At 70.5% G+C, this 25,714-nt stretch carries 22 protein-coding genes and 1 tRNA gene; 13 read left to right on the top strand and 10 right to left on the bottom strand.

Features of this window, described 5'->3' with window-relative positions:
- A partial coding sequence (locus tag KIH73_RS10115; RefSeq protein ID WP_219083135.1) for a DivIVA domain-containing protein occupies positions 1-942 on the bottom strand: 942 nt, incomplete at its 3' end.
- A gap of 180 nt (positions 943-1,122) precedes the next feature.
- Here KIH73_RS10115 and KIH73_RS10110 point away from each other — a divergent pair.
- Positions 1,123-1,196: transfer RNA gene (locus KIH73_RS10110), tRNA-Val, on the top strand.
- A gap of 129 nt (positions 1,197-1,325) precedes the next feature.
- On the opposite strand, the gene KIH73_RS10105 is transcribed toward KIH73_RS10110, so the two are convergent.
- Together KIH73_RS10105 and KIH73_RS10100 are read right to left on the bottom strand one after the other, a co-directional pair.
- A complete protein-coding gene (locus tag KIH73_RS10105) occupies positions 1,326-1,751 on the bottom strand; it encodes a DUF3052 domain-containing protein (protein WP_219083133.1) in 426 nt (141 codons plus the stop codon).
- A gap of 71 nt (positions 1,752-1,822) precedes the next feature.
- Positions 1,823-2,671, bottom strand: coding sequence for a YlbL family protein (locus tag KIH73_RS10100; RefSeq protein ID WP_219083141.1), 849 nt, complete (start codon positions 2,669-2,671; stop codon positions 1,823-1,825).
- 66 nt (positions 2,672-2,737) lie between these two features.
- Between KIH73_RS10100 and KIH73_RS10095 the strand changes: the two genes are divergently transcribed.
- Positions 2,738-4,348: a zinc-dependent metalloprotease gene (locus KIH73_RS10095; protein WP_219083139.1), complete on the top strand. Its 1,611-nt coding sequence runs from the start codon at positions 2,738-2,740 to the stop codon at positions 4,346-4,348.
- Positions 4,349-4,459: 111 nt separating this feature from the next.
- Here KIH73_RS10095 and KIH73_RS10090 read toward each other — a convergent pair whose 3' ends face one another.
- Positions 4,460-5,953 carry an ATP-dependent helicase gene (locus KIH73_RS10090; protein WP_219083131.1) on the bottom strand — a complete coding sequence of 498 codons (1,494 nt, stop codon included), beginning with the start codon at positions 5,951-5,953 and terminating at the stop codon, positions 4,460-4,462.
- Between the two features lie 188 nt (positions 5,954-6,141).
- Between KIH73_RS10090 and KIH73_RS10085 the strand changes: the two genes are divergently transcribed.
- Positions 6,142-7,596: a phosphotransferase gene (locus KIH73_RS10085; RefSeq protein ID WP_219083137.1), complete on the top strand. Its 1,455-nt coding sequence runs from the start codon at positions 6,142-6,144 to the stop codon at positions 7,594-7,596.
- Positions 7,597-7,681: 85 nt separating this feature from the next.
- The gene (locus tag KIH73_RS10080; RefSeq protein WP_219083129.1) at positions 7,682-7,906 is read left to right on the top strand and encodes a DUF3107 domain-containing protein; all 225 of its coding nucleotides are present in this window, start codon (positions 7,682-7,684) and stop codon (positions 7,904-7,906) included.
- Between the two features lie 17 nt (positions 7,907-7,923).
- On the opposite strand, the gene KIH73_RS10075 is transcribed toward KIH73_RS10080, so the two are convergent.
- Entirely contained in the window at positions 7,924-8,808 is an 885-nt protein-coding gene (locus KIH73_RS10075) for a PHP domain-containing protein (protein ID WP_219083127.1), read from the bottom strand.
- Between the two features lie 309 nt (positions 8,809-9,117).
- Here KIH73_RS10075 and KIH73_RS10070 point away from each other — a divergent pair, with 309 nt between their 5' ends.
- On the top strand, positions 9,118-9,798 hold the full coding sequence (locus KIH73_RS10070; RefSeq protein WP_219083125.1) for a vitamin K epoxide reductase family protein: 681 nt from the start codon (positions 9,118-9,120) through the stop codon (positions 9,796-9,798).
- Between the two features lie 15 nt (positions 9,799-9,813).
- Here KIH73_RS10070 and dapF read toward each other — a convergent pair whose 3' ends face one another.
- The gene (gene dapF, locus KIH73_RS10065) at positions 9,814-10,707 is read right to left on the bottom strand and encodes a diaminopimelate epimerase (RefSeq protein ID WP_219083123.1); all 894 of its coding nucleotides are present in this window, start codon (positions 10,705-10,707) and stop codon (positions 9,814-9,816) included.
- A 138-nt stretch (positions 10,708-10,845) separates the two neighbouring features.
- Here dapF and murI point away from each other — a divergent pair, with 138 nt between their 5' ends.
- The 3 genes from murI to KIH73_RS10050 all read left to right on the top strand — a co-directional run bounded on the left by murI (position 10,846) and on the right by KIH73_RS10050 (position 14,475).
- The gene (gene murI, locus KIH73_RS10060) at positions 10,846-11,628 is read left to right on the top strand and encodes a glutamate racemase (protein WP_219083121.1); all 783 of its coding nucleotides are present in this window, start codon (positions 10,846-10,848) and stop codon (positions 11,626-11,628) included.
- 108 nt (positions 11,629-11,736) lie between these two features.
- Entirely contained in the window at positions 11,737-12,594 is an 858-nt protein-coding gene (locus KIH73_RS10055; protein ID WP_236022720.1) for a patatin-like phospholipase family protein, read from the top strand.
- 198 nt (positions 12,595-12,792) lie between these two features.
- A complete protein-coding gene (locus KIH73_RS10050; protein WP_219083117.1) occupies positions 12,793-14,475 on the top strand; it encodes an amidohydrolase in 1,683 nt (560 codons plus the stop codon).
- A gap of 342 nt (positions 14,476-14,817) precedes the next feature.
- Here the strand turns inward: KIH73_RS10050 and KIH73_RS10045 are convergent, their stop codons facing one another.
- Positions 14,818-15,711, bottom strand: coding sequence for an SPFH domain-containing protein (locus KIH73_RS10045; RefSeq protein ID WP_219083115.1), 894 nt, complete (start codon positions 15,709-15,711; stop codon positions 14,818-14,820).
- A gap of 438 nt (positions 15,712-16,149) precedes the next feature.
- On the opposite strand from KIH73_RS10045, the gene KIH73_RS10040 reads away from it, so the two are divergent.
- From KIH73_RS10040 to KIH73_RS10020, 5 genes are all read left to right on the top strand, one after another.
- Positions 16,150-16,722 carry a GNAT family N-acetyltransferase gene (locus KIH73_RS10040; RefSeq protein ID WP_219083113.1) on the top strand — a complete coding sequence of 191 codons (573 nt, stop codon included), beginning with the start codon at positions 16,150-16,152 and terminating at the stop codon, positions 16,720-16,722.
- A gap of 7 nt (positions 16,723-16,729) precedes the next feature.
- Positions 16,730-17,743: a helix-turn-helix transcriptional regulator gene (locus tag KIH73_RS10035; protein WP_219083110.1), complete on the top strand. Its 1,014-nt coding sequence runs from the start codon at positions 16,730-16,732 to the stop codon at positions 17,741-17,743.
- A 106-nt stretch (positions 17,744-17,849) separates the two neighbouring features.
- A complete protein-coding gene (locus KIH73_RS10030) occupies positions 17,850-18,848 on the top strand; it encodes a phosphotransferase family protein (protein WP_219083109.1) in 999 nt (332 codons plus the stop codon).
- Positions 18,845-20,239, top strand: a complete 1,395-nt coding sequence (locus tag KIH73_RS10025) for an MATE family efflux transporter (RefSeq protein ID WP_219083108.1) — start codon at positions 18,845-18,847, stop codon at positions 20,237-20,239. The genes KIH73_RS10030 and KIH73_RS10025 overlap by 4 nt, the downstream gene beginning before the upstream one ends.
- Before the next feature lie 31 nt (positions 20,240-20,270).
- Complete coding sequence (locus tag KIH73_RS10020) at positions 20,271-21,182, top strand: ADP-ribosylglycohydrolase family protein (protein WP_219083107.1); 912 nt, start codon at positions 20,271-20,273, stop codon at positions 21,180-21,182.
- Between the two features lie 213 nt (positions 21,183-21,395).
- Here the strand turns inward: KIH73_RS10020 and KIH73_RS10015 are convergent, their stop codons facing one another.
- From KIH73_RS10015 to istA, 3 genes are all read right to left on the bottom strand, one after another.
- On the bottom strand, positions 21,396-22,181 hold the full coding sequence (locus tag KIH73_RS10015) for a metallophosphoesterase family protein (RefSeq protein ID WP_219083106.1): 786 nt from the start codon (positions 22,179-22,181) through the stop codon (positions 21,396-21,398).
- 529 nt (positions 22,182-22,710) lie between these two features.
- A complete protein-coding gene (istB, locus tag KIH73_RS10010; RefSeq protein ID WP_219083105.1) occupies positions 22,711-23,496 on the bottom strand; it encodes an IS21-like element helper ATPase IstB in 786 nt (261 codons plus the stop codon).
- Positions 23,493-24,962, bottom strand: a complete 1,470-nt coding sequence (gene istA / locus KIH73_RS10005; protein ID WP_219083104.1) for an IS21 family transposase — start codon at positions 24,960-24,962, stop codon at positions 23,493-23,495. The genes istB and istA overlap by 4 nt, the downstream gene beginning before the upstream one ends.
- Positions 24,963-25,714: the final 752 nt, after the last annotated feature.

Raw genomic sequence — 25,714 nt, 5'->3', positions numbered from 1 at the left:
GACCACGGAGGGCGCGAACGACGGCGGCATGGCGGCCGCCGGCTCGGGCGAGGGACGGACCGGCGCCGGTGCGGGGACGACGGGGGCCTGCGGGGCGGGCGCCGGAGCGGTGAAGATGGCCTGCTCCGCCTTGCTCAGCGCGTCGAAGTCATCGGAATCGCCGGAATCGCCGGAATCACCGGAGGCGGCCGGGGCGAACGAGACCGGCATCGTCGCGCCGGCGTCCGTCTCGGGGAACAGCGACGGCACCGTGGCGGTGGCCGCGGCCCCGGCGGCCCGCGACGGGCCCTCGGCGTCCCCGATGTAGTCGGCCACGCGCGCGTAGGACTCGATGCGGCTGAGCAGCCGCACGCAGGCGTTGAGGAAGTGGTCCACCTGGCGCTCGTCGTAGCCGCGGCGGCCCTTGCGCTGCGTGAAGATGACGTTGGCGACGCTGGAGGCGTTCAGGTCCACCAGCTTGCGCACGTCCGCCTCGGTCACGCCGTCCAGGCCGAGCTCGGCGGCCGCCTTGTCGACGATCTGGTCGACGAGACGGTCGACCTGCCTGCGGTCGTACGACGGCGCCTTCGGCTTGCCGTCGCCGAACCGCTCGCGGGCGGCCCGGGAGGCGTGCCGGGCGATGCTGCGGTACAGTTCCTCGGTCTGCGCCTTCCACGCGACGCGGCCGTTGCGCGTGATCTCCCACGTGGTCCGCTTGTCGACCACGGCGCGCTCGAGACGGGCCAGGGCGGCGTCGACCTGGCTGATCACGTACCCGTTTTTGCGTAGATCGAACGAGACGTTCTGGATGTCCTGCTGCGTGAGCTGGGCCCCTTCGCTTTCGTACAACGTGTGCGCACGCTCCAGGAACGCATCGACCTGGGTGGGGTCGTACCCCCACCTGCGCTTGCCCGCGCGTGCGATTCCCGAGGCGTTCCTGCCGTTCTCCGGTTCCTGCGCCATTGGCCATCGACCTCCTACGGATAACTTGTTCCTGTCCCACATTACGTGATTGTTGAGACTCGGGCACCCCGTCCGGCGAGAAACCGCGGAACCGACGCATCCGCCGCGCGCCGGCGGGCGCGGGCGCCGCGACGCGCGCGCCCGGCGCGGTTCACGGCATACGCTACAGTGGGTCGATGCGGGCGATTAGCTCAGTTGGTCAGAGCGCCACCTTTACACGGTGGATGTCGGGGGTTCGAGCCCCTCATCGCCCACCTTGCCCCATCACGCTTGGCGTTTCCCGAACTTACGCCGAACGGGTTCCGTAGGCCACGACCGTCGTCGGCCGGGCCGTTCCGACACACCTCCGATGCGCCGTTGCGACGGCCCGCAGGCCGCATCCGTCAGCGTCCCTTGCCGAAGGCGCGCAGGCGGATGCCGTTCCAGTCAGGGCTCACCGTCAGCGGGGTGGCGGCGTTCATGCCCGCGGTCTTCGCCGCGGACTGCACGGTGCTCGAGCTCGCCGCGCCGGGACGGCCCGGCTTCGGGGTCAGGACCCACAGGGGGCCGTCGTCGCCCAGAACCGCATAGGCGTCGACGATGGTGTCGGACAGCTCGTCCTCGTCGTCGCCGTCACGCCACCAAATGATGACGCCGTCGACCGCCGAGCCGAAGTCCTCGTCGACCAGGTCCTCGCCGGTCAGATCCTCGATGGCCGCGCGGACGGAATCGTCCACGTCGTCGTCCCACAGCCACTCCTGGATGATGTCACCGCGGTCGAATCCGAACTCCTCGGCGTGTTGTGATGCTGTTTGATTCACGTTCGCCAATATAGCAAACCGGCACGAACGTCCATGTGAACTCGGCGGCGTCGGTCGCGCCCCGTTCCACATACCGGACGTCACTCGACGGCGCAGTGCGGCAGGGCGTCGCCCTCGCCGTTGCCGATGGCCACCAGCGCCCGGTACGCCTCCTCGAGCGTCGACACGCTCACGTCGCGCAGCCCGTCCGGCACGTTGCCGACGACCTCGCCGCAGTTGGCCTCGGGGGCCAGGAACCACGTGGCGCCGTCGCGCCTGGCGCCCAGCATCTTCAGCCGGATGCCGCCGATCGAGCCCACGTTGCCGTCCGCGTCCATCGTGCCGGTCCCGGCGATGGTCAGCCCGCCGGTCTCGTCCTGCGGGGTGAGCTTGTCGATCACCCCCAGGGCGTACATCATGCCGGCGGAGGGCCCGCCGATGTCGTCGACGTGCATGCGCACCTCGACGCCGTCCACGTCCATCCCCTGCGAGCGCAGGTACGACAGCGCGGCCTGGGTCGCCGCATCCTGCGACGAGCTCATCTCCTGCTCGCTCTCGGCGGCGTACTCCTCGGCGCTCTGCCCGATCGGCACGACCGCCTCGTGCGGCATCACCACGGTCCGCGGGTCCGCCCACCCGATCAGCGCCATGACGTTCGAGATCGGGTAGCCGGGCACGCCCGAGGCGTTCACCGTGACCAGCAGCAGCTCGCCGTCGTCCTCGTAGGTCTCGGCGCCCTCCACCGCGATCACCTCGCCGGAGGAGGTCGAGCCCAGCACGTCCTGCGTCGGCCCGGGGGTCTCCACCGCGTACGCGCTCGGGGCGACCAGCACGACCAGCCCGAGCAGCACGGCGAACAGCCCCGCGCAGTACCGCAGGGAGCGGGTGAGAAAATATCCACGGAATCTGGACAATGCGCCCTTGGCGTGAACCCGGCGCGACGAGTGCATATTCGGCATACCTCCCATACTATGGAACCAACCGACGATAACCTGAACGTGAGAAGGCAGGGACTCATGGACGACAACGCGATCCGCCAATGGCTCATCGACTGCTTCGGCCCCATCCAGGGGGAGATGGCGTGGCAGCAGATCTCGAAGCTCCCCGAGGAGATCCGCATGCAGCTGCTCAGCCAGGACCCGAGCAGGCTGCCCAAGCCCGCCGAGGTGCAGTCGCTGATGCAGGCCTTCGCCGCCGGCGGGCTGAACACGATGGGCGACATGCGGCGCACCGTCGAGGAGGGCCCCATCAACGTCAAACTGGCCAAGTCGCTCGCCCTGCAGCAGGCCAACGACGAGGGGTCGCAGCGCACGGTGAGCGCCGAGGTCGGCCAGATCGCGCGGCGCGCCATCAGCGAGGCGAACCTGTGGCTGGACACGGCCTGCCAGTTCGACCCGGTGCCCGGCGAGACGCAGGTGCTCACCCGCGCCGGCTGGGTGGAGGGCACGCTGGACGCCTGGGCGCAGTTCGCCGCGCCGGTCGCGCAGTCGATGAACGACGCGCTCGCCTCGGTGATCTCGGAGCGGCTCGGCGGCGCGATCGACGGCGAGATCGCCGGGATGTTCGCCGGCCCCGTCCCGATCCTGATCCCCGACGGCATGAAGGACCCCGGCCAGCTCATGCGGCTGCTGGCCAACACGTCGTTCGCGATGCAGCTCGGCCGGGCCGCAGGCGCGCTGTCGCACGAGGTGCGCGGCGGATTCGACCAGGGCATCGCCCTGCTGACGAACCCCGCCGGCGCGCTCATCGCGCAGAACGTCGTCGCCTACGCCGAGTCGCTGGACCTCCCGGTCGAGGAGGTGATGGCGTTCATCGCGCTGCAGGAGATGGCGCACGCGCGCCTGTTCGCCTCCGTGCCGTGGCTGATGCCGCGCTTCGAGGCGCTGATCGGCAAGTACGCGCGCGGCATCCGCATCGACCTGGACGCGATGGAGGAGCAGCTGCGCGACGCGGGCGCGATGGACCCGGAGTCGCTGTCGGGCGCCGTGAACCTGACCAAGGTCGGCATCCCCGACACCCCCGAGCAGCAGGAGGCGCTCGCCGGGCTGGAGACGATGCTGGCGCTGGTCGAGGGCTGGGTGGACTGCGTGACGTGGCGCGCCGGCATGGCGCACATCCCCCACATCGAGCAGCTGCGCGAGATGCTGCGCCGCGAGCGCGCGACCGGCGGCCCCGCGCAGCGCACGTTCGAGAACCTGCTGGGCATGCGTCTGCGCCCCAAGCGCATGCGCGAGGCCGCGGCGCTGTGGGAGTCGATCGGCGCCGCCGAAGGCGACGCGGCCCGCGACGGCCGCTGGACGCATCCCGACATGCTACCGGCCCTGCCCTCCGACGGCCCCCAGGCCGCGCCGGCCGCGGACGACGCCGCCTCCCCGTCCGCGGCCGGGACCGGCGAGCCTGGAGCGACGGACACGATCGACTGGGACGCCGAGCTGAGCAGGCTGCTCGACGAGGGGCTGGCGGATTCCGGGGACGTGGACGGCGCGGCCTCCACGCCGTCCACCGACTCCCCGGAGTCCCCGGAGTCTTCCGGCTCCGCCGACTCCACCGGCGACGCTCCCGACGACAACGCTCCCTCCGACTCCGACGACGGATCCGCCCCGACGGACGACGCCGACCGGCGCTAGGCGTCGTTAACCGGCGCCAGGCGTCGCGAGGCCGCAAAGCCGCTCGGCGGGCCGTCCGCGGGCGACCTTCGTCGACGCCGTTGCCGGCCGGCCCGCAGCCGTTCGGCCGGTTCAGGAGAGGAACCGGCTGGCCGAGCGCACGGCGCCGCCCACGCCGTCCTTGCTGCGCGCGTAGGACAGGTGCAGCGTGTCCTCGGCGCGGGTCACGGCCACGTACAGCAGCCGCCGCTCCTCCTCCAGGTCGTCGCCCGGCGCCGGCGAACCGTACGGCAGCAGCCCCTCGGAGCATCCGATCAGGAACACATGCCCGAACTCCAGGCCCTTGGACGCGTGGATCGTCGAGACGGTCACGCCCGAGGCGCCGGCGACGCCGAGGGCCTCCAGCATCGCCAGCCGTTCGCCGCCGTCGTCGGCCAGCGACGTGCGCTGCCATCCGGCGTCGCGGCGCACCCGGTAGCGCAGCCCCTCGGCGCGCAGCGCCGCGCAGACCACCTGCTGCTGGGCGTTGAGCCGGGTCAGCACCGCGCAGCGCCCCGGGTCCACGCCCTGCGCCACCAGACGGCTGATCTGCACCGCCACGGCACGGGCCTCCTCCTCGTCGCTGGCGTACACCGTCCGCCGCACGCGCGCCCCGCCCTCGCGGCCCGACGACAGCCGCAGGTAGTCGCCGCGGTTCGGCGAGGCGGCGAGCACCCGGTTGGCGCAGCGCACCACCTCGGGCGTGGACCGGTAGTCGGTCGCCAGGTCGACGTCCGCGCCCAGCGGGGCGAACTCGTCGGCGAAGCCGAGCAGGTAGTAGCTGGTCGCCCCGGCGAACGAGTAGATCGTCTGCGCCGGGTCGCCCACCACGCACACGTCGCGGTTGCCGCCCAGCCAGCGGGTCAGCAGGCGGTGCTGCAGCGGCGACACGTCCTGGTACTCGTCGACGGTCAGCCAGCGGATCGAGGAGCGGATCGCCGCGGCGGCGTCGGGGAACTCGTCGATCACATGGCAGGCCATCAGCAGGATGTCGTCGAAGTCGATCTCCCCGCGGCCGTTCTTCACCGTCTCGTACATCCGGTAGACGTCGGCGAACCGGTCCGGGGCCAGCGCGGCCGGCGGGCGGCGGTGCGTGGCGGCGCACACCCGCGCGTAGTCGTCCGGCGCGATCAGCGAGACCTTGCACCAGTTGATTTCCGCCTGCACGTCGCGCACCGTGACGGGATCCGCCTCGCCGCCGCCCGCCCTGGCGAGCGCCTCCGCCACGATGCGCCGCGGGTCGTCCGTCAGGTGGGGGAACGGCGCCTCGCCGATGTCCGGCCACACGCGGCGCAGCTGGTGCAGCGCCGCCGAATGGAACGTCGCGGCCGTCACCGCGTCGCCGACGCCGAGCGAGGCCAGGCGCGAGCGCATCTCGGCCGCGGCCTTCACCGAGAAGGTGACCGCCAGCGTGCGCGCCGGATCCCAGGCGCCGCTCGCGCACGCGTAGGCGATGCGGCGCGTCACGGTGCGGGTCTTGCCCGCGCCCGCGCCCGCCACGATGCGCACCGGGCCGTCCAGCGCCACCGCCGCGGCGCGCTGCGCGTCGTCCAGCCCATCCAGAATCGAGTCAGCCGAAGTTGCCATGCCCCCATTGTGTCAGCCGCCCCGTCCGTTCGCGGCGGGCGATGGCGCGCCGGTCCGCCGCCGGGCGCGAATGTGGACGCCTTGCCCGGGAACGGCGCGGTTGACGCGGGTTCGCGGCCGGCGTGTACTACTGTGGAACTGTGACTCAACGAAGCAAGTTCCAGCTGGCGGCGCTGGCATCCGCGGCGATGCCGGGCATCGTCGTCTCCGGCGTGCGCGACGCCGGACAGCCCAGCCCGACCGACGGCGCCAACGGCATCGACCAGGCCGTCGTGCAGGACGCCGCCGGCAAGCTCTACGACGTATACGTCTCCGACACCGAGGCCGGACGCGCACGTCTCGCCGGCCGGGTGCGCGCCGCGGACACGCTGGCGACCGCCCGGGAGCCCGGCGGCCTGGGCTTCTCGCTCGACCGCGTGCTCGCGTTCGCCGACGGCGGCAAGCCGAAGGGCCCCACCGGCGACACCTCCGTCCTGGTGGCCGTCCACAACGCCGGCGCGCCACGGCCGCTGGACCTGCTGACGATGGACGACTGCTCCGCGATCGGCACGGCCATCGGCGCCATCCACCGCCTGCGCCCGACGTTCCTGGCGGAGTCCGGCTGTCCCACATTCGCCACCGGGCAGATCCGCGCCCAGCTGACCGCATGGATCAAGCGGCTGCGCCAGGCCGGGCACATCCCCGCCGAGATCACCAGCAGCTGGGCCCGCATCCTGGAGACCGACGGCCTGTGGTCGTTCGCGACCTGCTTCGTCCACGGCGGATTCAGCGACGGCGACGTGCTGTTCTCCGGGTCGACCGTCACCGCGATCACCAACTGGCAGGACATGCAGGTCAACGACCCCGCCCGCGACCTGGCCTGGGTCTATGCCAGGCTCGACGACGCGCACCGCAACGCCGTGCTCGCCGCGTACGGCCGCATGCTGGGCTCGCGGCTCGACGGTCTGATCATGCTGCGCGCCAACCTGTGGCTGCAGATGGAGCAGGTCGGCGAGTTCATCCAGGCGCTCGGCCGCGCCGACAACGCCCGGATCATGCAGTTCAAGGCGCAGGTGGAGCGGCTCGCCCACCAGCTCGCGGTCGCGAACGCGTCCGGGCCGTCCCGCCCGTCCGCCGAGGCCGGCAGGCGGGAGGGCAGGCCGCCGAGCACCATCACCGTCGGCACGCTGCTCGACGAGTCCGAGCGTCGCCGCGCGCAGGCGGACACCGTCGCCGACGCCGCCGACGACACCGGGGAGACCGACCGTACCGGAGAGACCGACCGTACCGGGGAGACCGACCGCACGGGCGAGACCGACCGCACCGGCTCGTCGCAGATCGCATCGGCCGGCGAGGCCGACGCCGATTCGACGGCCGACCGTCCGGCGACGACCGGTTCCACCCGGCCGCAGGCCACGCCCCACACCACGTCCGAGACCGTGGCGCTCTCCGGGATCCGGCGCACCGCCGAGCGGGCGAACGCGAACGCGTCGGGCGGATACGACGAGCCCGACGACGACACCGCGGACCGCGCCGAGGCGCAGGGCGAGTCGATGGCCACCGTGGTCATCCCGCTGGTCGAGCGCGAGGAGCGCGCGCGACGCGACGCCGCCGAGACCGGATCTCACGCCCGGCAGACCGGAACGTCCATGCCGAAGGCGTAACGCCGCGGACGACGGGACAATAGGACAGCGACAACCGTTTCCAGCCCGGCGGCACGAGCCGGGCGCCGATCAGTAGGAGGATTGCATGGATATCGAACTGGGCATCCGCGACGTGGCCCGCACCGTCAGCTTCAGCAGCGAGCAGAGCGCCGAGGAGGTCGCCTCCGTCATCGAGGCCGCCGTGGCGAACGACCGCACCATCGACCTGACCGACGACAAGGGCCGCCGCATCGTGGTGCCGGCCCGTTCGCTCGGCTACGCGATCATCGGCTCCGAGACCAAGCACGCGGTCGGCTTCGGCGCGCTGTGACGGCGCGGCGCGGCGCGTCACCGGATCGCCGGGATCGCGCCGCGACGGATGATCTCGGCGACCGTGTCGTCGTCGGTGAGGCATTCGCCGAGCCGGTTCGGCTTGCCGGCGCCGTGCCAGTCCGAGCCGCCGGTCACCAGCAGCCCGAGGCGGCCCGCCAGGGCGAGCAGCCGTTCGCGCTGCTCGGGCGGGTTGCCGCGGTGCCACACCTCGATGCCGCCCAGCCCCTCGTCGGCCAGGCGCTCGATCCTAGCGTCGGACAACAGCACGCGGTTGCGCCCCGGATCGCCGGCGTGGGCGATGACGCTGACGCCGCCGGCGCCGGCCACCGCGGCCACCACCACGGACGCGGTCGGCGAGGGCGTGGGGATGTAGTAGGGGCTGCGCGCGCTGACCACGCCGGCGAACGCCTCCTCGCGGTCGCGGCATACGCCGGCGGCCACCAGCGCGTCGGCGATGTGCGGGCGCCCGATGGTCGTGCGCTCCCCCTGTCTGGCCTGCGCCAGGACGTCCTCCCAGGTGATCGGGTAGTCCTTGGCGATGCGCTCGACCATGCGGCGCGTGCGCGCCAGCCGGGCCTCGCGCGTGGCGGCGAACAGGTCGCGGATATGCGGGTCGAGCGGATCGTATTGCAGGCCGAGCATGTGCACGGACACGCCGTCGTCCACCGCGGTGATCTCGGTGCCGCGCAGCAGCGGCATGCCCGCGCGGCGCGCGGCGCGCACGGCCTCGTCCCATCCGGCCGTGGTGTCGTGGTCGGCGATGCCGACGCCGTGCAGTCCGGCCGCCCCCGCCTCGGCGACGAGCGCCGTCGGGGATTCGGTGCCGTCCGAGAACGCCGTGTGGCAGTGGATGTCCCATCCCGAGGACGGCGCGGCGCCCGGGTTCGTTGTGCTGGTCATACCCCCATCTTAAGGAACATTCGGCGCCATGCGCATATGCGGGCGCGCGGGCGGCCAGCAGGACAAGTTCGCCGGCGGCCTGCGGCAGGCGCATATGCGGGCGCGCGGGGCGTCCGCGACGGGAACCGGCGTCGTCGTCCGCCCGCCGAGGCCGCGCGCGTCCGGGCCTCACCGTCAGGACCGGCGAGGCCGCGATGCCGGCCCGCGCGTCCGGCACGTCCGACGGCCGTCGCGTCGCCGCGTCCGGGCGCGGATCCGGCCGGCGCCCGCGCGGTGTATATTGGCAGCGGATACGACGAAAGGGACGTTATGACCGCTTCAGCAACCGCACATCCGACGACCTCCCCCTCCCCCGCGACCGAATCGGACGGCGCCGAGCCGGCGCTGACCGGATGGCGGCACGGGGCGGTCTGGACCTACGGCGTCGTCCTCGTGGCCTCGCTGGTCGCCCTCGTGGCCTCGTTCGTGCTCTCCGCCGAGACGCTGGAGCTGGCGCGCCACCCCGGCCAGCAGCTCGCCTGCGACGTCAACGGCACGCTGTCGTGCTCGACCGTCATGCAGTCCTGGCAGGCGGAGATCGTCAAGTTCGCCGGACTGAGCTACCCGAACGCGTTCTTCGGCATCGCCGCGGAATCGGTGTTCGTCACGATCGCCGTGGTCGGCATGTGCCGCGTGGCGGTGCCGCGCTGGTTCGCCGCGTGCACCTGGCTGGGCGGGCTGGCGGCGCTGGCGTACTCGTACTGGCTGACCACGCAGTCGATGTTCGTGATCCACGCGCTGTGCCCGTGGTGCCTGACGCTGATGTTCGCCACCACGATCCAGTTCATGGCGCTGTCGCACGCGACCGCGGCCGTGCGCCGGCTGCCCGCGCGGGCCAGGGGCCTGCGCGCCTACTACCGGCTCAACATCGATCTGATGATCGACCTGGTGTGGGTGCTGGCCCTGGTCACGCTCATCCTCGTCGTGGACGGCCCGGCGCTGTTCTCCTGACGCGCGCCGCCCGCCTCACCGCAGGTCGATGCGGGCGACCACGACGGCCGACCCTGTGAGCCTGACGTCCGTGTCGGTGACGTCGACGCGCACGATGCCGCCGCGCACGGTGATGTCCCAATGGTCGACGCCGGTCTTGGCGCGCAGCACCACGCCGGTGGCGCACAGCCCGGTCCCGCAGGACAGCGTCTCGCCGCAGCCGCGCTCGTGCACGCGCATCGTGGCGCGGCCGACCTCGCCCTCGACGCCGTCGACGCGCACGAACTCCACGTTCTGGCCGTGCTCGAGGCGCGGGGAGACCTCCGGCGCCACCGCCAGGTCCAGCTCGCCGACGTCCGGCAGCGTGGCGCCGCCGTCCTTGACCGGCACGACGATGTGCGGGTTGCCCATGTCCACGAACGTGCCCCGCCCCTCGCCGATGACGCCGGGGATCCTGACCGCGTAGGCGTTGACTCGGCCCATCCGCCATGCGCCCATCTCGACGCGGAACACGTCGGCGCCGTACGGCGGCACCTCGCCCAGCGCCGCCAGCACCTTGACGCCGGCGCGGGTGCCCAGGTGGAACGGCAGGCCGCCGGGCCCGTCGGCGATGCCCTGGCGCTGGGCGAACAGGGTGATCGCACGGGTGCCGTTGCCGCACATCTCGGCCAGCGAGCCGTCGGCGTTGCGGTAGTCCATGAACCAGTCGGCGCCGTTCGCCCGGCAGTCGGCGATCTGCGCCCCGGTCACGTCCGACACCGCGTCCGGATGGGCGAGGCGGATCAGCCCGTCGCCGCCGATGCCGAAATGCCGGTCGCACAGGAACCGCACCTCGTCCGCGGTCGGCTCGTACACGCCGTCGGGGTCGGCGTACACGACGAAGTCGTTGCCGGTGGCGTGCGCCTTGAACACTGCACTGGGAATACTCATGGAACCCGAGCGTAGCGCGGGGGGCGTATGACCGGGGGCGAGGGGGGCGCCCGGGCGGCGCGGGGCCGCGCGCCGCCTGCCCGCGGGCGGCCGCGGGTATGCTGGTAGTGGCCCCAACGGCACGAGGAAAGGAACGGCATGGCTTGTGATGCGCCGATCGGCGTGTTCGACTCCGGGCTGGGCGGCATCTCGGTGGTCCGGGAGATCCGGCGCGACATGCCGGACGAACGTGTGCTGTACTTCGGCGACTCCGCCAACGCGCCCTACGGCACGAAGACCCCCGGCCAGGTGCGCGCGCTGTCGGACGCCATCGTGGAGCGGTTCGTGCGCCGCGGCGTCAAGGCCGTCGTCATCGCGTGCAACACGGCGACGTCGGCGTCGGTCAACGAGCTGCGCGAACGCTACGACATCCCGATCATCGGCATGGAGCCGGCGCTCAAGGTGGCCTGCGACCGCGGGCATGGCCGCCGTCAGCGGGTCATCGTCGCCGCGACGCCGCTGACGCTGCGCGAGCGCAAGTTCGCCGCGCTGATGGACCGGTTCAAGGCCGACCACACGATCTTCCCCGAGCCGTGCCCGGACCTGGTCTCGATCGTCGAGGACGGCGGGCTGGACGACCACGGCCGGGTCATGGCCACGCTGCACGGCTACTTCGACCGGTACGACCTGCACGCCATCGACGCCGTCGTGCTGGGCTGCACGCATTTCGTGTTCTACCGCGACTACTTCCGCGAGCTGCTGCCCGACTCGGCCGCCGTCATCGACGGCAACGAGGGGACCGTGCGCCATCTCGGCGTCGTGCTGGAGTCGCTCGGTAGGCTGGCGCCCGAGGGGGCCGGGGGCGGCGTCGAGCTGGCGAACTCCGACAGGTCCGCGCGCATCGCCGAGCTCTCCCGCACGCTGCTGGCCCGCCCCCGGTAAGCCTGCGGCGAAACGCACATCTTCGGCGGACATGCCCAGTTTGCGTCCGGCATGTCCGGCTTGTCCCCGGCGGACGCGTAAGCTCGGCTGGGACGGAAAGGGATGACGATGACGCATACAGCACACAGGACCGCAATCATCGACGTCGGCGGCGGGTACCGCGCCATCTTCGGCGCCGGCGTGCTCGACCGCTGCCTGGCCGACGGCATCACGTTCGACGGCTGCTACGGCGTGTCCGCGGGCAGCGCGAACATCACCTCGTTCCTGGCGAACCAGCCGGGGCGCAACCACAGGTTCTACACGGAGTACGCGTTCCGCAAGGAGTACGCGAGCACGGAGAACTTCCTGAAGGACCACAACTTCGTGCACCTCGACTATGTGTACGGCACGCTGAGCGACCACGACGGCGAATATCCGCTTGACTACGACACGTTCCTGGCCAACCCGGCCGAGTTCACCGTCGTCGCCTGCGACGCGCGCGACGGCTCGACCAAGTACTTCACCAGGGCGGACCTCGGCTACGAGTCGATCGACCCGATCAAGGCCTCCAGCTCGGTGCCGGTGGCCAACGAGCCGTACATCATCGACGGCGTGCCCTACTACGACGGCGGCATCGCGGACCCGGTGCCGATCCAGAAGGCCATCGACGACGGGTACGACCGCGTCGTCGTGGTGCTCACCAGGCTCAGGGACGTGCTGCGCGAGCAGAAAAAGGACGTCGCCCCGGCGGCGATCCTCAGGCGCAGCTACCCGGCCGCGGCCGAGCGTCTGCTCAACCGCTACAGGACCTACAACGACGAGGTGGCGCTGGCCAAGGAGTACGAGAAGGACGGCCGTGCGCTGATCCTCGCGCCGGACGACCTGTGCGGGCTGAGCACGCTGACCAAGACCTACGAGGGATTGGAGCGCATGTACCGCAAGGGGTACGCGGCCGCAGGCGCCATCGCGGACTACCTGGCCGGCTGACCGGAGCCCGTCCGTCCGCCTCCGGTCCGGCCGGACTTCGTCGAAGGACCGCCTCTTCGGCGCGCCCGGGGGCATCCGGTCTTCGGCCGTCGAGCCGCGCGCGTCCGCGCCGCGTCCCGACGCCCCCCCCGAGGGCCGTGCGCGAGTCCGCCCGCCATGCGCGTAGACTCGCAGTATCCCTCAAGGAAGGCGGACGCCATGCAGATCTACACCAACGCGACATTCCTGCCGATGACCGGCGAACACGACGGATTCGAGGCGATGGTCGTCGACGACGACGGCGTCATCGCCTTCACCGGGCCGCTGCACGAGGCGCGCGACGCCGCCGGCGGGCACGGCGCGGTGCGGGAGATCGATCTGGAGGGCCGCTGCGTGATGCCCGGCCTGATCGACCCGCATTCGCATTTCAGCGGCGCCACGCAGTACTTCACGGCCGCCGACCTCGGCGCCGCGCGCAGCATCGACGACGTGGTCCGGCTGCTCGCGGGCTTCGCGGCGAAGCGGCACTGGCCGCTCGGCGCCGCCGGCGGCGCGACGGACGACGGCGTCATCCTGATCGGCGTGGGGCTGGACAACAACGACCTGCAGGGCGGCCTCATGCCGACCCGCCACGACCTGGACCGCGTCAGCACCGCGCTGCCGGTGGTGGTCAACCACGTGTCCGGCCACAACCTCGCCTGCAACACCCGCATGCTCGAGCTCGCCGGCATCGGCGCGGACACCCCGGACCCCGTCGGCGGGCGGTACCGGCGCGACGCCGACGGCACGCCGGACGGCCGGTGCGAGGAGCCGCCGGCGATGTCGCCGATCTTCACCTACATCCAGTCGCACCAGCGGCTCGACATGCACGACCTGCTCGGCGACATGCAGGACCTGTACGCCTCGCACGGCATCACCACCGTGCAGGACGGCGCCACCACCGCGCACGACGCCGCGGTGTTCGCCGACGCCGCCGACGCCGGCCTGCTCCGGCTGGACCTGGTCTCCTACCCGATGTTCGGCGAGGACGTCACGGCGATCTTCGCCGAGCACGCCGCGTTCGACGCGCCCGGATACCGCGGGCATTTCCGGTTCGGCGGATGCAAGCTGTTCATGGACGGCTCGCCGCAGGCGCGCACGGCGTGGCTGACCGAGCCGTACACGCCGGGACCGGAGGGCCCCGGCTACCGCGGGCACGCCACGGTGGACCTCGACCGGGCCTACCGGTTCGCCCTCGATGCGATCGACTCGGGGCGCCAGCTGCTGTGCCACTGCAACGGCGACGCGGCGGGCGACGCCTACCTCGACCTGTACGCCCGGGCGTTCGCCGCCTCGACCAACCCCCGCAAACGCGAGCTGCGCCCGGTCATGGTGCATTGCCAGTTCGCGCGGCGCGACCAGTTCGCCAGGATGCGCGCCTGGGGCATGATCCCGTCCATCTTCGTCTCGCACACCTGGTACTGGGGCGACGCCCATCTGGCGAACATGGGGCGAGACCGGGCCATGCGCATCAGCCCGGTGCGCGACGCGCTCGATCTGGGGCTGCCCTTCACCTTCCACACCGATTCGCCGGTCATCGAGCCGAATCTGTTCGAGGCGGCGTGGTGCGCGGCGACGCGCGTCACCAAGGCCGGCGTGCAGCTGGACACGACGCAGCGCGTCGGCGTCTATGAGGGGCTGCGGGCGGTGACGGCGAACGCGGCGAACCAGTACGGGGAGGGCGCGCGCAAGGGCACGCTCGAACCGGGCAAGCTGGCCGACCTCGCCGTGCTGGAACGCAACCCGCTGGAATGCCCGCTCGACGCCGACGCGCCGGACTGCCTGCGCGACCTCGGCGTGCTCGCCACGATCAAGGCCGGGACGGTCGTGTGGAGGCGCGGTCCGGCCGCCGCGGCGCGGTAGGGCCGGTATGCGCGGAGGACGGCAACATATGAAGGCCGGCAACGCATGGCAAGAGCCGCACGTCCCGCCGCCCGGCGATCCCCCGCCCGCCTCGCCTCGTCATCGGAAGAACCGGATTCCGGACCTTGCCCCGGCGACGCGTCCGTGCGGCCGACCGGCCAAACGACAAGGTCGGTGCCGGACGATGTGTCACCGACCGCCCATTGGCAGTGGATGCCCACATCGTCCGGCACCGACCTTCCTTCCATATCATGGTTCGCCGGCGGCCTCGGTGCCGCGCCGGCGGCCGCCACGGTTCGCCGGGACCGCCGCCCGGGGTAGGCGGCCGCCCGCATATCCGGCCTACTTGGCCTCCCCCGCGGTGAGCATGGCCTTGGTGACCTGCTCATAGAGGTCCTGGTAGCCGCCGGGCGTCGAGGCGGGCAGCACGACGGTCTTCGCGTTGCTCGACTCGGACAGCGAGCGCATCACGTCGAGGTACTGGTTGAACAGCACGACGTTGTTCACGTCGTTGATGTCCATGCCGACGGCCTGCAGGCTCTTGATCTGGTCGACAATGCCGTTGGCGATCTCGCGGCGGTAGTTCGCCTGGCCCTCGCCCTGCAGACGGGTCTTCTCCGCCTCGGCCGCGGCCTGGGTCTCGATCTGGATGCGCTGCGCCTCGGCGCGCTGGCGGGTCGCCTCCTTCTCGCGCTGGGCGGCGTTGATCGAGTCCATCGCGCTCTTGACCTGCGGGCTCGGGTCGATGGCGGTGATCAGGGTCTTGACCACGGTGAAGCCGAAGCGCGCCATCTCGGCGCCGACGGTCTTCTGCACGTCGGCGGCCACGTCGTCCTTGCGGGCGAACGCGTCGTCGAGCGTCAGCGCCGGGATGGCCGAGCGCAACGCGTCCTCCATGTAGGAGCGCAGCTGGCCCGCCGGGTCGCGCAGCTCGTAGTAGGCCGTGGCGACGTTCTCGGGGTTCACGCGGAACTGCGTCGAGGCGACCACGGTGACGAACACGTTGTCGAGCGTCTTGGTCTCCAGCTGCACGTTGAGCTGGGAGACGCGCATGTTCGTCTTCATCGCGATGCGGTCGACCACCGGGATCTTGACGTGGATGCCGGCGAACTGCACCTTGCTGAACTTGCCGAACCGCTCGATGATGTACGCCTGCTGCTGCGGCACGACGAAGATCGACGCGATCAGCACCGCGACGACCAGGACAACGACGATGATGGCGATAATCGCCCCCATGATCTCACCGTACATGGCAACCCCTTTGGATGTGACGCGGCATCCGTCGCCGCGGACGTGCTCCCATCATAGCAACCGGCGATGCCGACCGCCCCGTGGGGTTCGGCCCGCGGTCGGAAGGCCCGTGGCGGGCGGCGCGCGGCCGGCGACATGAATCCGGCGACATGAATCCGGCGACGTACACATTGTGCGCGCGGCGGACGGTACGACCAGAGGCCTGTACCCCGCGACGCGGCCGGCGGCTTACGCCCGGCTGTACGCACATTGTGCGCCAACGGCGCGGCCGACGGCACGCGCCCAGCGGCATGCGCCCAACGGCTCGCGCGTCGCGCGCCTTCGCAGCGACGGGCGGCACGCGGCCGACGACATGAGCCCGATGACATGAGCCCGATGACGTACACATTGTGCGCGACGGTCGCGGCGCGGTACAGTGACGGCATGAGGATACGACATGCGACGATGGCCGACGCCGACGCGATCGCGGCAGTCGAGGCCGAATGCTTCCCCGTGGCGGAGGCCGCCACCGCCGACGAGGTGCGCGACCGGCTGTCCGTGTACCCCGACCATTTCTGGCTGATGGTCGACGACGGCTCCGATGGCGACGTCAACGGCCACGATGGCAGCGACCGCGGCGGCGGCCACGACGACGACCATGCCGACGCCACGGCGGTCGCCGACGGCCGGCTCGTGGCGTTCGTCAACGGCTTCGCGACCGACGAGCCCAACCTCACCGACGCGATGTACGCCGACGCCGCGATGCATGACGAGCATGGCGCGTGGCAGATGATCTTCGGCGTGGACACGGCCCCCGATTATCAGCATCGCGGGCATGCCACCCGGCTGCTGCGGCGGGTCATCGACGACGCCCGCCTGCAGGGGCGGTCCGGACTGGTGCTGACCTGCAAGGATCGCCTGATCGGCTTCTACGCACGGCTCGGCTTCGAGAACGAGGGCGTCTCGGGCTCCACCCACGGCGACGTGGTCTGGTACCAGATGCGGCTGCGGCTGTAGGCGCGGGATGGACGGCCAGGTCGAGGCGATCCTCGACGACCAGGAGCGGCGTGAGCGCCGGGCCTACGCCTCGCCTCACGCCATCGAGGCGATGATCCGTGGGGATTTCGCCGATGCGCCGGCCCTGCTCGACCTGCTCGAGCGCCATCGCATGCCGTTGCTGCGCCTGTTCGCCATGCGCGATGTGACGGCGCTGGCGGCGGTCCACGTTCCGGTCCGCACCTGCGCGTTCCTGCACGTGGCCAAGCACACGCGGTCGCAGGTGGCCTACGTGCACGGCCACGACTGCCACGAGATCGTCGCCGTGATGCGCGGGGAGTGCCGGCAGCGCTTCCCGAACACCGGCATGACGCTGGCGCTGCACGCGGGCGACGTCTGCCTGCTGCGCCCGGGAGCGGTCCATGCCATCGACCCCATCGACGGCGACGAGGTCATCGTCAAGATCATGGTCGCCCCCGACGTGGCGCGGGAGGCGATGCGGCCCGTGCTCGACGGCGACGGACCGGGCGGCGACGGCGACGAGGTCGCGGTGTTCCGCTCGTGTTCGGATACGGCGATGCTGTGCGTACGCATGCTGCTGGTGGAGCATGCGCGGCGTCGCGGCCACTGGCGGCAGGCGGCGCGCGGGTGGCTGTCGCTGCTCGCCGTCGAACTGCGGCGGGCCGGCGACGGGGCGGCGACGGCGCCGTTCTCGCCTCTGGCGCGACGGCTGTCCGAATATGTGGCGCGGCACCCCGCCGACGCCGACCTGCACGGCTTCGCCACGTCGATCGGATACAGCGACGATTACGCGAGCCGTCTGGTCAGGCAGTCCACCGGCCGGACCTTCCTCGAGTGCGTCGCCGACGCGCGGATGCGGATCGCCACGCGGATGCTGCTGGACACGGACCAGACCGTGGCCTCGATCGCCCGCTTACTCGGATACGCCAGCCGCTCGGGGCTGTACAAACGGTTCCGCCGGGCGTACGGACTCACCCCGGACGAGTACCGGCGTCTGTTCCGCGGTCCAGGACACCGATAGGCCGGATGGGGATACACCGCCGCCGGGTGTCCGCGACGCCCCGGATCTAGCGTGGGAGCGATGGGCGCCGTTGTCGGCGACGGCGCCGCGACTCACGGGAGGCACCATGGACAGCAGGACCAAGAACCGTCTATCCGACGACGTCATCGCCGCGCTGGTGGCCGAGCACTTCGACGGCGCCCGCGTCACCGCGCTCACCGAGCTCGACGGCGGCATGTTCAACGCCATCTACCGGATCGCGTGCACCGCCTTCGCGCGGGACATCGTGCTCAAGGTCGGCGTCGGGCCGGGCGTGCCGCTGCTCACCTACGAACGGGACATCATGCGGGCCGAGGTCGCCTGCTACCGGCTGCTGCACGAACGGACGGACGTGCCCGCGCCCACGGTGCTGGCGTACGACTTCGGCAGGACGTTGATCGACGCCGATTGCTTCTTCATGACCGCGCTCGACGGCGAACCGCTGTCGAAGGCGAAGTCCAGGATGTCGCCGGAGAACCTCACGCAGGTCAAACGCCGCCTCGCGCAGTACCTCGCGCGGATGCACACGGTCACCAACGACTACTACGGCTATCCGACCGACGACCCGTCGCGGCGGTACGCCACCTGGCGCGATGCGTTCCTGGGCATGTTCGACCGCCTGCTCGCCGACGCCCGGGAGCATCGTGTGCGGCTGCCGTACCACGACATCGCGCGCGTCCTCGAACGGCACGCCGGGCTGCTCGACGGGGTGGCCCACCCCGCGCTGGTGGACTTCGACTGCCACGACGGCAACGTGTTCGTGCGGCGCAACGCCACCGGATGGCGGATCGAGGGCATCCTCGACTTCGAGCGGATGTTCTGGGGCGATCCGCTGGCCGACCTGCCCCCGACGTTCGTCTTCCGCAAGGACATCCGCGACGAGCCGGACTTCCTCGCCGCGTTCCTCGACGCCGGCGGACGGCAGGTGTTCACCCGCGACGACGACCGGCGCTTCCAGCTCTACCGCCTGTACCTCGCGGTCATCATGGCGGCGGAGACGTTCCGGTACGGCCGGCTGTACGGCGCCGCCCAGCGGGCGTGGGCCGTCATGCAGGTGCGCTCCTGCCTGCGGCGGATCGAGGCATGATGCGGCGGCGCGGGACCGCGCCCTCGCGCGACGAGCTCGGCACGGCCCCGATAGGCCGGCTCGTCGTCGGCATGTCGGTGCCATCGATCCTCGGCGTGATGGCGTACAACCTGTACAACCTGCTCGACATGCTGCTGCTCTCGCGGGGCGCGGGCATCGACGCGGTCGGCGGCGTCGCCGCGTCGTTCCCGCTGTTCGTCATGCTGTCGGCCGTGGCGACGACGCTCGGATCCGGCGCCGCGTCGCTGATGTCGCGCGCGTTCGGCCGCGGCGACGACGAGACCGCGGCACGCATCGCCGCGAACACCTTCCTGGCGTTCTATGCGGTCGCCATCACCGTGACCGTGCTCGGGCTGGTCTTCCTCGACCCGATGCTCGGGGCGATGGGCGTCACCGACACGCTACTGCCCCAGGCGCGCGGCTACACGCGCATCATCCTCATCGGGGCGGTCACCGGCACCGGGTTCTCGAACCTCATCCGCGCCGAGGGCGCCAGCCGGTACGCGATGGCGATCTGGGTGATCCCGCTGTCGGTCAACATCGCGTTGGACGCCCTGTTCGTCTTCGGGCTGTCGATGGGCGCGGTCGGGGCGGCGCTGGGCACCGTGCTCGGCCAGTGCGTGTCGATGGCGATGAGCGTGAACTTCTTCGTTGTCTCCGGGCGGAGCCGGCTGCGTCTGCGGCCCCGGCACTTCAGGCCCTCCCCCGCCGTCATCGGCTCGATACTGGCCATCGGCGCACCGACGCTGCTGCAGCTGTGCGGGCAGAGCCTCGCCGTCATCGCCGTCAACCGGATGCTGGCCGGGTTCGGCGCCGATCCGACGCCGTCGGCGTACGGCGGCGACGCCGACCTGGCCATCGGCGCGTACGGCCTGGCGGCCCGGCTCAACGCGCTGCTGCTGTTCCCCGTCACCGGTCTGGCGCAGGGCATCCAGCCCATCATCGGCTTCAACCACGGGGCGCGGAAGCCTGAGCGCGTCCGCGGCACCGTACGGCTCGCCACGCTCGTCGCGGCGGTCTACGGCGTGGCGGCCTCACTCCTCGCCTGGCGCGCGGGCCCGCTGCTGCTGCGGCTGATGACGCCGGACGACGCGACCGTCCGCTACGGCGCCGCCGTGCTGGCGATCATGTCCGCCGGATCGGCCTGCACCGGCGTCGCGCAGATCCAGGCGACCTGTGCGCAGGCCGTCGGCAGGCGGCTGGCGGCCACGGTGCTGTCGCTGCTGGGGCAGGTGATCGTCTTCATACCCACAGCGACGGCGTTGGCGGCCCGGTTCGGCCCGGCCGGCATCTGGTGGGCGTTCCCCGCGTCGGCGGCGGTCGCGTCCGTGGCCGGCAGCTGGTGGACGTGGCGGCTGGCCGGGCGGGTCCGGGCGCGGGCGTCGGCGTAGACTTACGTACAGGGTCTCTCGAAAGGACATCATGGACAGTGCAGTCGGTGCCACGCTTCACGACGCCATCTACGGCCAGGCGGTCGGCGACGCGCTCGGCGTGCCGTTCGAGTTCCGGGCGCGCGGCAGCTTCAGGTGCACCGGGATGACCGGATTCGGCACGCACGACCAGCTGCCGGGCACCTGGTCCGACGACACGAGCATGGCGCTGGCGATCTGCGACAGCATCCGGCGCACCGGCGCCATCGACTGCGACGACATCCGCATGCGGTTCGTTCGCTGGTACCGCGACGGCGACTATACGGTCGGCGGCACCTTCGACGTCGGCAACACGACGCGCGTCGCCCTGGCGCAGGGGCACGGACAGGGCGGGCCACGGGACAACGGCAACGGATCGCTGATGCGCACCGTGCCGCTGGCGTTCACCGACGCCGGCGACGACGAGATCCGCGCGGTGAGCGCGATCACGCATGCGCATCGCATCGCCTGCGACGCATGCGTGCGGTACGTCCATATCGCGCGGCTGCTCGCCGCCGGCATGGATCCGACCGAGGCCGTGGCGCGGGCGATCGACGGCGAATCCGACGACCATCGAGATAGCCGGCCGCCGCATGCGCCGTCGCCGGGCGAGACGGAGGTGGGGCGCCTGCTGGGTCTGAACTCGGACGACGACATCCGCTCCGGCGGGTTCGTGCTGGATACGATGCAGGCCGCGCTATGGTGCCTGCTGACCACCGACACCTACGCGAACTGCATGCTCAGGGCCGTCAATCTCGGCGACGACAGCGACACCACGGCGGCGGTCGCCGGGGCGCTGGCGGGCATCGTCTATGGGTACGACGCGATCCCCGCGTCGTGGATCGATGCACTGCGCGGCAAGGACGTCATCGATTCGGTGCTGTTCCAGGGCCGGCCGCGTGCCATGCCGGCGATGGGTGTCTGACATTGACTTGACTGGTGCTGGGCGGCGAGGCTCGCTCACATCGCATTCGGCGATGAACGGCCCGGATGGTTGCTCGGATGCCTCTCGGATGACGCCGCCACCGCAGCTCCCGACAATAGGCGACGGTCAACGGCACATGAACCGGGCCGAAGCAGCGAACACGTCATGCGACGCGTATTCCGCACGTATTGCGAGGTACGACCAGGCGCGCGGTCACAACGACGCGAACCACGCGGTGACTTCAGCCTCGCTGACCGGCTTGAGGTCCCACGAGTCGAGGCCCACATGGAGGGAGTCGTGGTTGCGGCCGGGCTTGGTGTGCTGGTGCGTGTGCCCGAACAGCAGCCGATGGCCGTCACGCGGCAGCGCGTCGGCGGCGAACCCGGTGTCGTAGGCGTTGTCCGAACCGTCGCGCGCGGGCGTGCCGGCGGATGCGCTGCCGCTGCCGGTGCCGGACGCACGGTCGCCGTCGGTGCCGGACCGGGCCGGACCGAGGTCGTCGCGGTACGGGAAATGGCTCAGATTGTAGGTCACGCCGTCGATCTCGACCCGCGCCGAGTCCTGGATGGTGGCGAAGACGTGCCGCCACTCGCTGTCGAGTTCGCGATGGTGGAAGTTGATGTCATGGTTGCCGATGACCAGGTGGAGGCGGTCCGCATGCAGCGCGCGCAGGCAGTGACGGATGTGCTCCATCGTGGTCCGGTAGCCGATGTCGCCGAGGATCCACAGATCGACGCCCTCGTCGGCCCCGGCCTCGATGGTCGCGTTGATCGATGCGATGACCGCCCGGTCGTGCGCGTCGGTGTCGGCGATGGCGCGCATGCTCAGCGACGGATCGACGGCCACGGCCCGCTTGACGTACAGCGTGGCCTCGGCGCGCCCCTGTTCGGCCGCTATGCGGTCATACTCCTCTTTGATTGCGGGGACGGTGATGAAGCCTCGAAGCGCGGAGACCAGCGGGTGCCCGAAATGGGTGTCGGTGGTGAAATACATCGCCATGTCGTGTCCTCCCTGCCGTGCGCATCGCAAACGGGTGCAGAGGGACGGATGCCGCTCCCCATCGTCGTGCCCGGATGCGTCCGTCCGTCGTCTTCTCTCCGCTCGCTGCGGCGTCGGCGGTCGGGGCGTCGATGCCACTACGCCGATAGTAGCAGGATTGTGGATGGGGGATGCTGGTGCGTGTGGTATGTCTGGTCGGGCATGTGGTGGTGTGATCGATTGAGTGTGGACCGGGATCCTTGGCGGATTATCTCGTCCACAGGCCGTTCAGGCCGGTGTGAATCCGTGCGGGTACGCGTGGGGCGTCAAAGGTTGTCGTTGTGGCGTGGCCGTGTCCGTGCTCCCCCGCGTCGTCGCGGCGGGTTATTGTGTGGTGCTGTGTCTGGCTGCCGTGTGTTGTCGGTTGTGTTTTGGCAAGTTTGTGTCCGCAGTTTGGGCGTGGTGTTTTCCGCAGGGTGGGCGGCGGGTTTTCCGCAGGATGATCAGCATCCTTGGGATCGCACGCCGCCTTGTTCTTGTCTGTTACCGGTTATTTGGTCATGAGGGCGTGCCGGCTGCGGTAGCTTGCGCCCTGGAAGCGGATGAGTCGTCCGTGGTGGACGGTGCGGTCGATGACCGCGGCGGCCATGTTGGGGTCGCCGAACACGCGGGTCCATCCGCTGAACTCGATGTTGGTGGTGTAGATGATGCTCCTTGTCTCGTAGCTGTCCGCGATGATCTGGAAGAGCAGGCGGCTGCCTTCCTCGTCGATGGGGATGTAGCCGAGCTCGTCGAGGATGATGAGCCTGGCCTTGCCGATCATGGCGAGCTCCCGGTCGAGCCGGTTGTCCTGTTTGGCTCGTCTCAGACGCATGACCAGGCTGGACGTAGTGAAGAACCTCACCGGTATCCCGTTCCTGCAGGCGGCCCGTCCGAGGGCGATGGCGAGGTGCGTCTTGCCGGTGCCGACGGGCCCGTAGAGCACGAGGTCCTCGTGCCGGTCGATGAACCCGAGGCTTTCGAGTTGGGTTCTGCCCCAGTCCGCGGGGAATTTGAGCCCGGCCCAGTCGTAGCCGTCGAGCGTCTTGTCCGCGGGGAACCCGGCGGCCTTCAGCAGTCTGACGCGTTTGGCGGCCTCCCGGCTGGCGATCTCGGCCTGGAACCATCGTTCGATGAAGTCGAGCTGGGCGGGCGTGGCCTCGGCCAGCGTCTCGGCCAGTACGCTCCTGGTGAGGGTCAGGTGTTTGCTCAAGGCCATGATGTGCTCGCTCTTGGCGATGGTGTCGGCCCGGCGGCGCTTGGTCTCCGGGATTCTGGGTTCGGGTCTCGTGCTCATTCGTCCTCTTTTCCTGGATGGTTGAACCTGTCGTACTTGTTCAGGTCGGGCAGGTCGTCCCCGTAGTCGATGTCGCCGTCGGCGATGCGCTTGGCCAGGGGCACCATCTCCTGCGCGTCAAGTCTCCATCCCAGGTCGATGGCGTGCGACACGGCCTGCATCGTGGGTCCGAACCCGGCCGCCTCGCAGGCGCGCGCGATTGCTTGGAGACTCGTTTTAAGGGTTCCGTCGTCGGCCCGGTCGAGGTATTCCCTTATGTCGTCGGGCACGTCGGGGCGGATGGAGCAGTCATGCCACGCGCGTGGCTTGGCGGCGAGCAGCGGGAACACCTTGGCCGGGTCCTGTATCGTGCGCGGCGAACGCGCGTAGACGCGTCCGAGCTCGGCGACCGTGCGGCCGGCCTGGTCCTTGACGGTGATCGTCGTGGCGCGGATGGCCACGTCCACACGCCGGCCGTGCATGCCGGGGCCGATCTGGTACCGGTTGGAGTCGATTTCGATGACGCCGTACTTGTCGGCCTTCCTCGTCTCCCAGCGCACCGCGTCGAACCTGCACGACGGCAGGGGACGCAGCGCCTTGAGGTCGTCGGCGAACAGGTCGTCGATCGGATCCAGGGTCCGGTAGTGGATCGACTTGCCCAGTTCGTCGCATTTGGCGAGCATGAGACGGGCGGGCCGCTCATGGGTCTCCGCGCCCAAAGGCGGGACCATGAGATTGCGGCGAAGGAATCCGACCGCGTTCTCCACGCTGCCCTTCTCATGCCCCGAATACGGGTTGCAGAACCTCACGTCGAGCCGGCAGTGGCTGATGAACGCCTCGAACACGGACGCGAGCGTCACCTCGCCTCTGGCGTCTCGGTGTCCGGCGCCGGATGCGTTGTCGATCACGAGCGTGTGCGGGACGCCGCCGACATGCTTGAACACGGTCATGAGCCCCTCGCAGATGCATTCCGCGTTCTCCGCCGGCAGGCTGACCGCATAGCGTTTGTTCGAATGGGGGAACGTGACGACCAGACAGTGGTCGTCGACCCATTCGCCCGCCAGACGCGCACGCGCCAGCCCGAAATCCATCTGCGCCGTGCCGGGCGTCCATTCCAGCTCCACGTACCCGTCGCCGGGCTCCCGGTTCACGCGCTTCCACTCGCGCACGTAACGCAGCACCGTGGAATACGATCCCCCGAACTCATACTCGGCGACCAGCCGGTCATACACGCGTCTGGCGGTATGCCGCTGCTTGCGCGGCATCAACCGGTCCGCCTCCAGCCATTCGTCGACCAAGGGCTTGTATTCGTCCAGCATCGAGGGGACCCTCCGGCGCTGGGGCTGTTTGGGCGAGCAATCCTCCATCCCCGCGTACTTGGCGACCGTTCCCCGGTCGATCCCGAGCCTCCGGGCTATCTCCGCATGGGGAATGCCTTGTGCGTCGAGCCGCCTGATATCTTGCTGTCTGGGCATGGGTATCGTCACTGTCCTTTCCTTCCCGCGGCCGGCTGCCACCGGCCGTCAAGTTGCCTATGGGTTGCAACCTCCGGGAATACCACAGGCGGGACGATCCCACGCCCCCTCACCCGATCAGGGGACGATGACCATCATGCGGAAAACCAGCCGCCCACACCGCGGGAAAAACCATGACCACACCACCGAAAAAACATTGAACACAAACATTGTCGGTTGGCGTCGTTGTGGTCGGGGTCGTATGGTGTCCGGTCCGGTGGGTGTCCGTACCGTGTCGGCGTGTCGATGAGGTGTGCCGGTGATCGTGGTTCGGTCGTTGGCGTCGGTTCTGATTGGTGGACGACGTCATGGCTGCGTTCTGCCCGGCGTTGGGCGGTCCTCCGTGTCGGTTCGGTGGCACGGGTGCCGCCGCGGACGCGACCGGACCGACGCGCATCGTGTCGTCGGGTCGGTTGGTTGTCGTGCGTGTGTCGGTTGGCGTCGGCGTGCGGACGCATGGGCGGGAGGCGTCGTGGCCGTCGTTTCCCCTGCGTCGTTGCGGCGGGTGGTCGCGTGGTGGTGTCGGTTGGTGCGGTCGGTTGTGGTTGTGTCGCGTCGTTGCGATCGGTGGTGTCGGTTGCGTGTTGGCTGTAAAGCAAGGGAGGGGAGGCACCGTGGTGGTGTCTCCCCTCCCTTGGAAGTGTGATGCGGCGGCGTGCTACTCTCCCACACCCCATCGGGTGCAGTACCATCGCCGTGCCAGGCCTTAGCTTCCGGGTTCGGAA

This window comes from Bifidobacterium phasiani, assembly GCF_019331775.1.
GTDB classification, from domain to species: Bacteria; Actinomycetota; Actinomycetes; order Actinomycetales; family Bifidobacteriaceae; genus Bifidobacterium; species Bifidobacterium phasiani.
This window is presented reverse-complemented; position numbering and strand designations above follow the sequence as displayed.

Excerpts from the sequence above, each read along its gene's own strand:
- KIH73_RS10100 (WP_219083141.1), bottom strand. The coding sequence starts at position 2,671 with ATGCACTCGTCGCGCCGGGTTCACGCCAAGGGCGCATTGTCCAGATTC.
- KIH73_RS10095 (WP_219083139.1), top strand. The coding sequence starts at position 2,738 with ATGGACGACAACGCGATCCGCCAATGGCTCATCGACTGCTTCGGCCCC.
- KIH73_RS10090 (WP_219083131.1), bottom strand. The coding sequence starts at position 5,953 with ATGGCAACTTCGGCTGACTCGATTCTGGATGGGCTGGACGACGCGCAG.
- KIH73_RS10085 (WP_219083137.1), top strand. The coding sequence starts at position 6,142 with ATGCCGGGCATCGTCGTCTCCGGCGTGCGCGACGCCGGACAGCCCAGC.
- KIH73_RS10080 (WP_219083129.1), top strand. The coding sequence starts at position 7,682 with ATGGATATCGAACTGGGCATCCGCGACGTGGCCCGCACCGTCAGCTTC.
- KIH73_RS10075 (WP_219083127.1), bottom strand. The coding sequence starts at position 8,808 with ATGACCAGCACAACGAACCCGGGCGCCGCGCCGTCCTCGGGATGGGAC.
- KIH73_RS10070 (WP_219083125.1), top strand. The coding sequence starts at position 9,118 with ATGACCGCTTCAGCAACCGCACATCCGACGACCTCCCCCTCCCCCGCG.
- dapF (WP_219083123.1), bottom strand. The coding sequence starts at position 10,707 with ATGAGTATTCCCAGTGCAGTGTTCAAGGCGCACGCCACCGGCAACGAC.
- murI (WP_219083121.1), top strand. The coding sequence starts at position 10,846 with ATGGCTTGTGATGCGCCGATCGGCGTGTTCGACTCCGGGCTGGGCGGC.
- KIH73_RS10055 (WP_236022720.1), top strand. The coding sequence starts at position 11,737 with ATGACGCATACAGCACACAGGACCGCAATCATCGACGTCGGCGGCGGG.
- KIH73_RS10050 (WP_219083117.1), top strand. The coding sequence starts at position 12,793 with ATGCAGATCTACACCAACGCGACATTCCTGCCGATGACCGGCGAACAC.
- KIH73_RS10045 (WP_219083115.1), bottom strand. The coding sequence starts at position 15,711 with ATGGGGGCGATTATCGCCATCATCGTCGTTGTCCTGGTCGTCGCGGTG.
- KIH73_RS10040 (WP_219083113.1), top strand. The coding sequence starts at position 16,150 with ATGAGGATACGACATGCGACGATGGCCGACGCCGACGCGATCGCGGCA.
- KIH73_RS10035 (WP_219083110.1), top strand. The coding sequence starts at position 16,730 with ATGGACGGCCAGGTCGAGGCGATCCTCGACGACCAGGAGCGGCGTGAG.
- KIH73_RS10030 (WP_219083109.1), top strand. The coding sequence starts at position 17,850 with ATGGACAGCAGGACCAAGAACCGTCTATCCGACGACGTCATCGCCGCG.
- KIH73_RS10025 (WP_219083108.1), top strand. The coding sequence starts at position 18,845 with ATGATGCGGCGGCGCGGGACCGCGCCCTCGCGCGACGAGCTCGGCACG.
- KIH73_RS10020 (WP_219083107.1), top strand. The coding sequence starts at position 20,271 with ATGGACAGTGCAGTCGGTGCCACGCTTCACGACGCCATCTACGGCCAG.
- KIH73_RS10015 (WP_219083106.1), bottom strand. The coding sequence starts at position 22,181 with ATGGCGATGTATTTCACCACCGACACCCATTTCGGGCACCCGCTGGTC.
- istB (WP_219083105.1), bottom strand. The coding sequence starts at position 23,496 with ATGAGCACGAGACCCGAACCCAGAATCCCGGAGACCAAGCGCCGCCGG.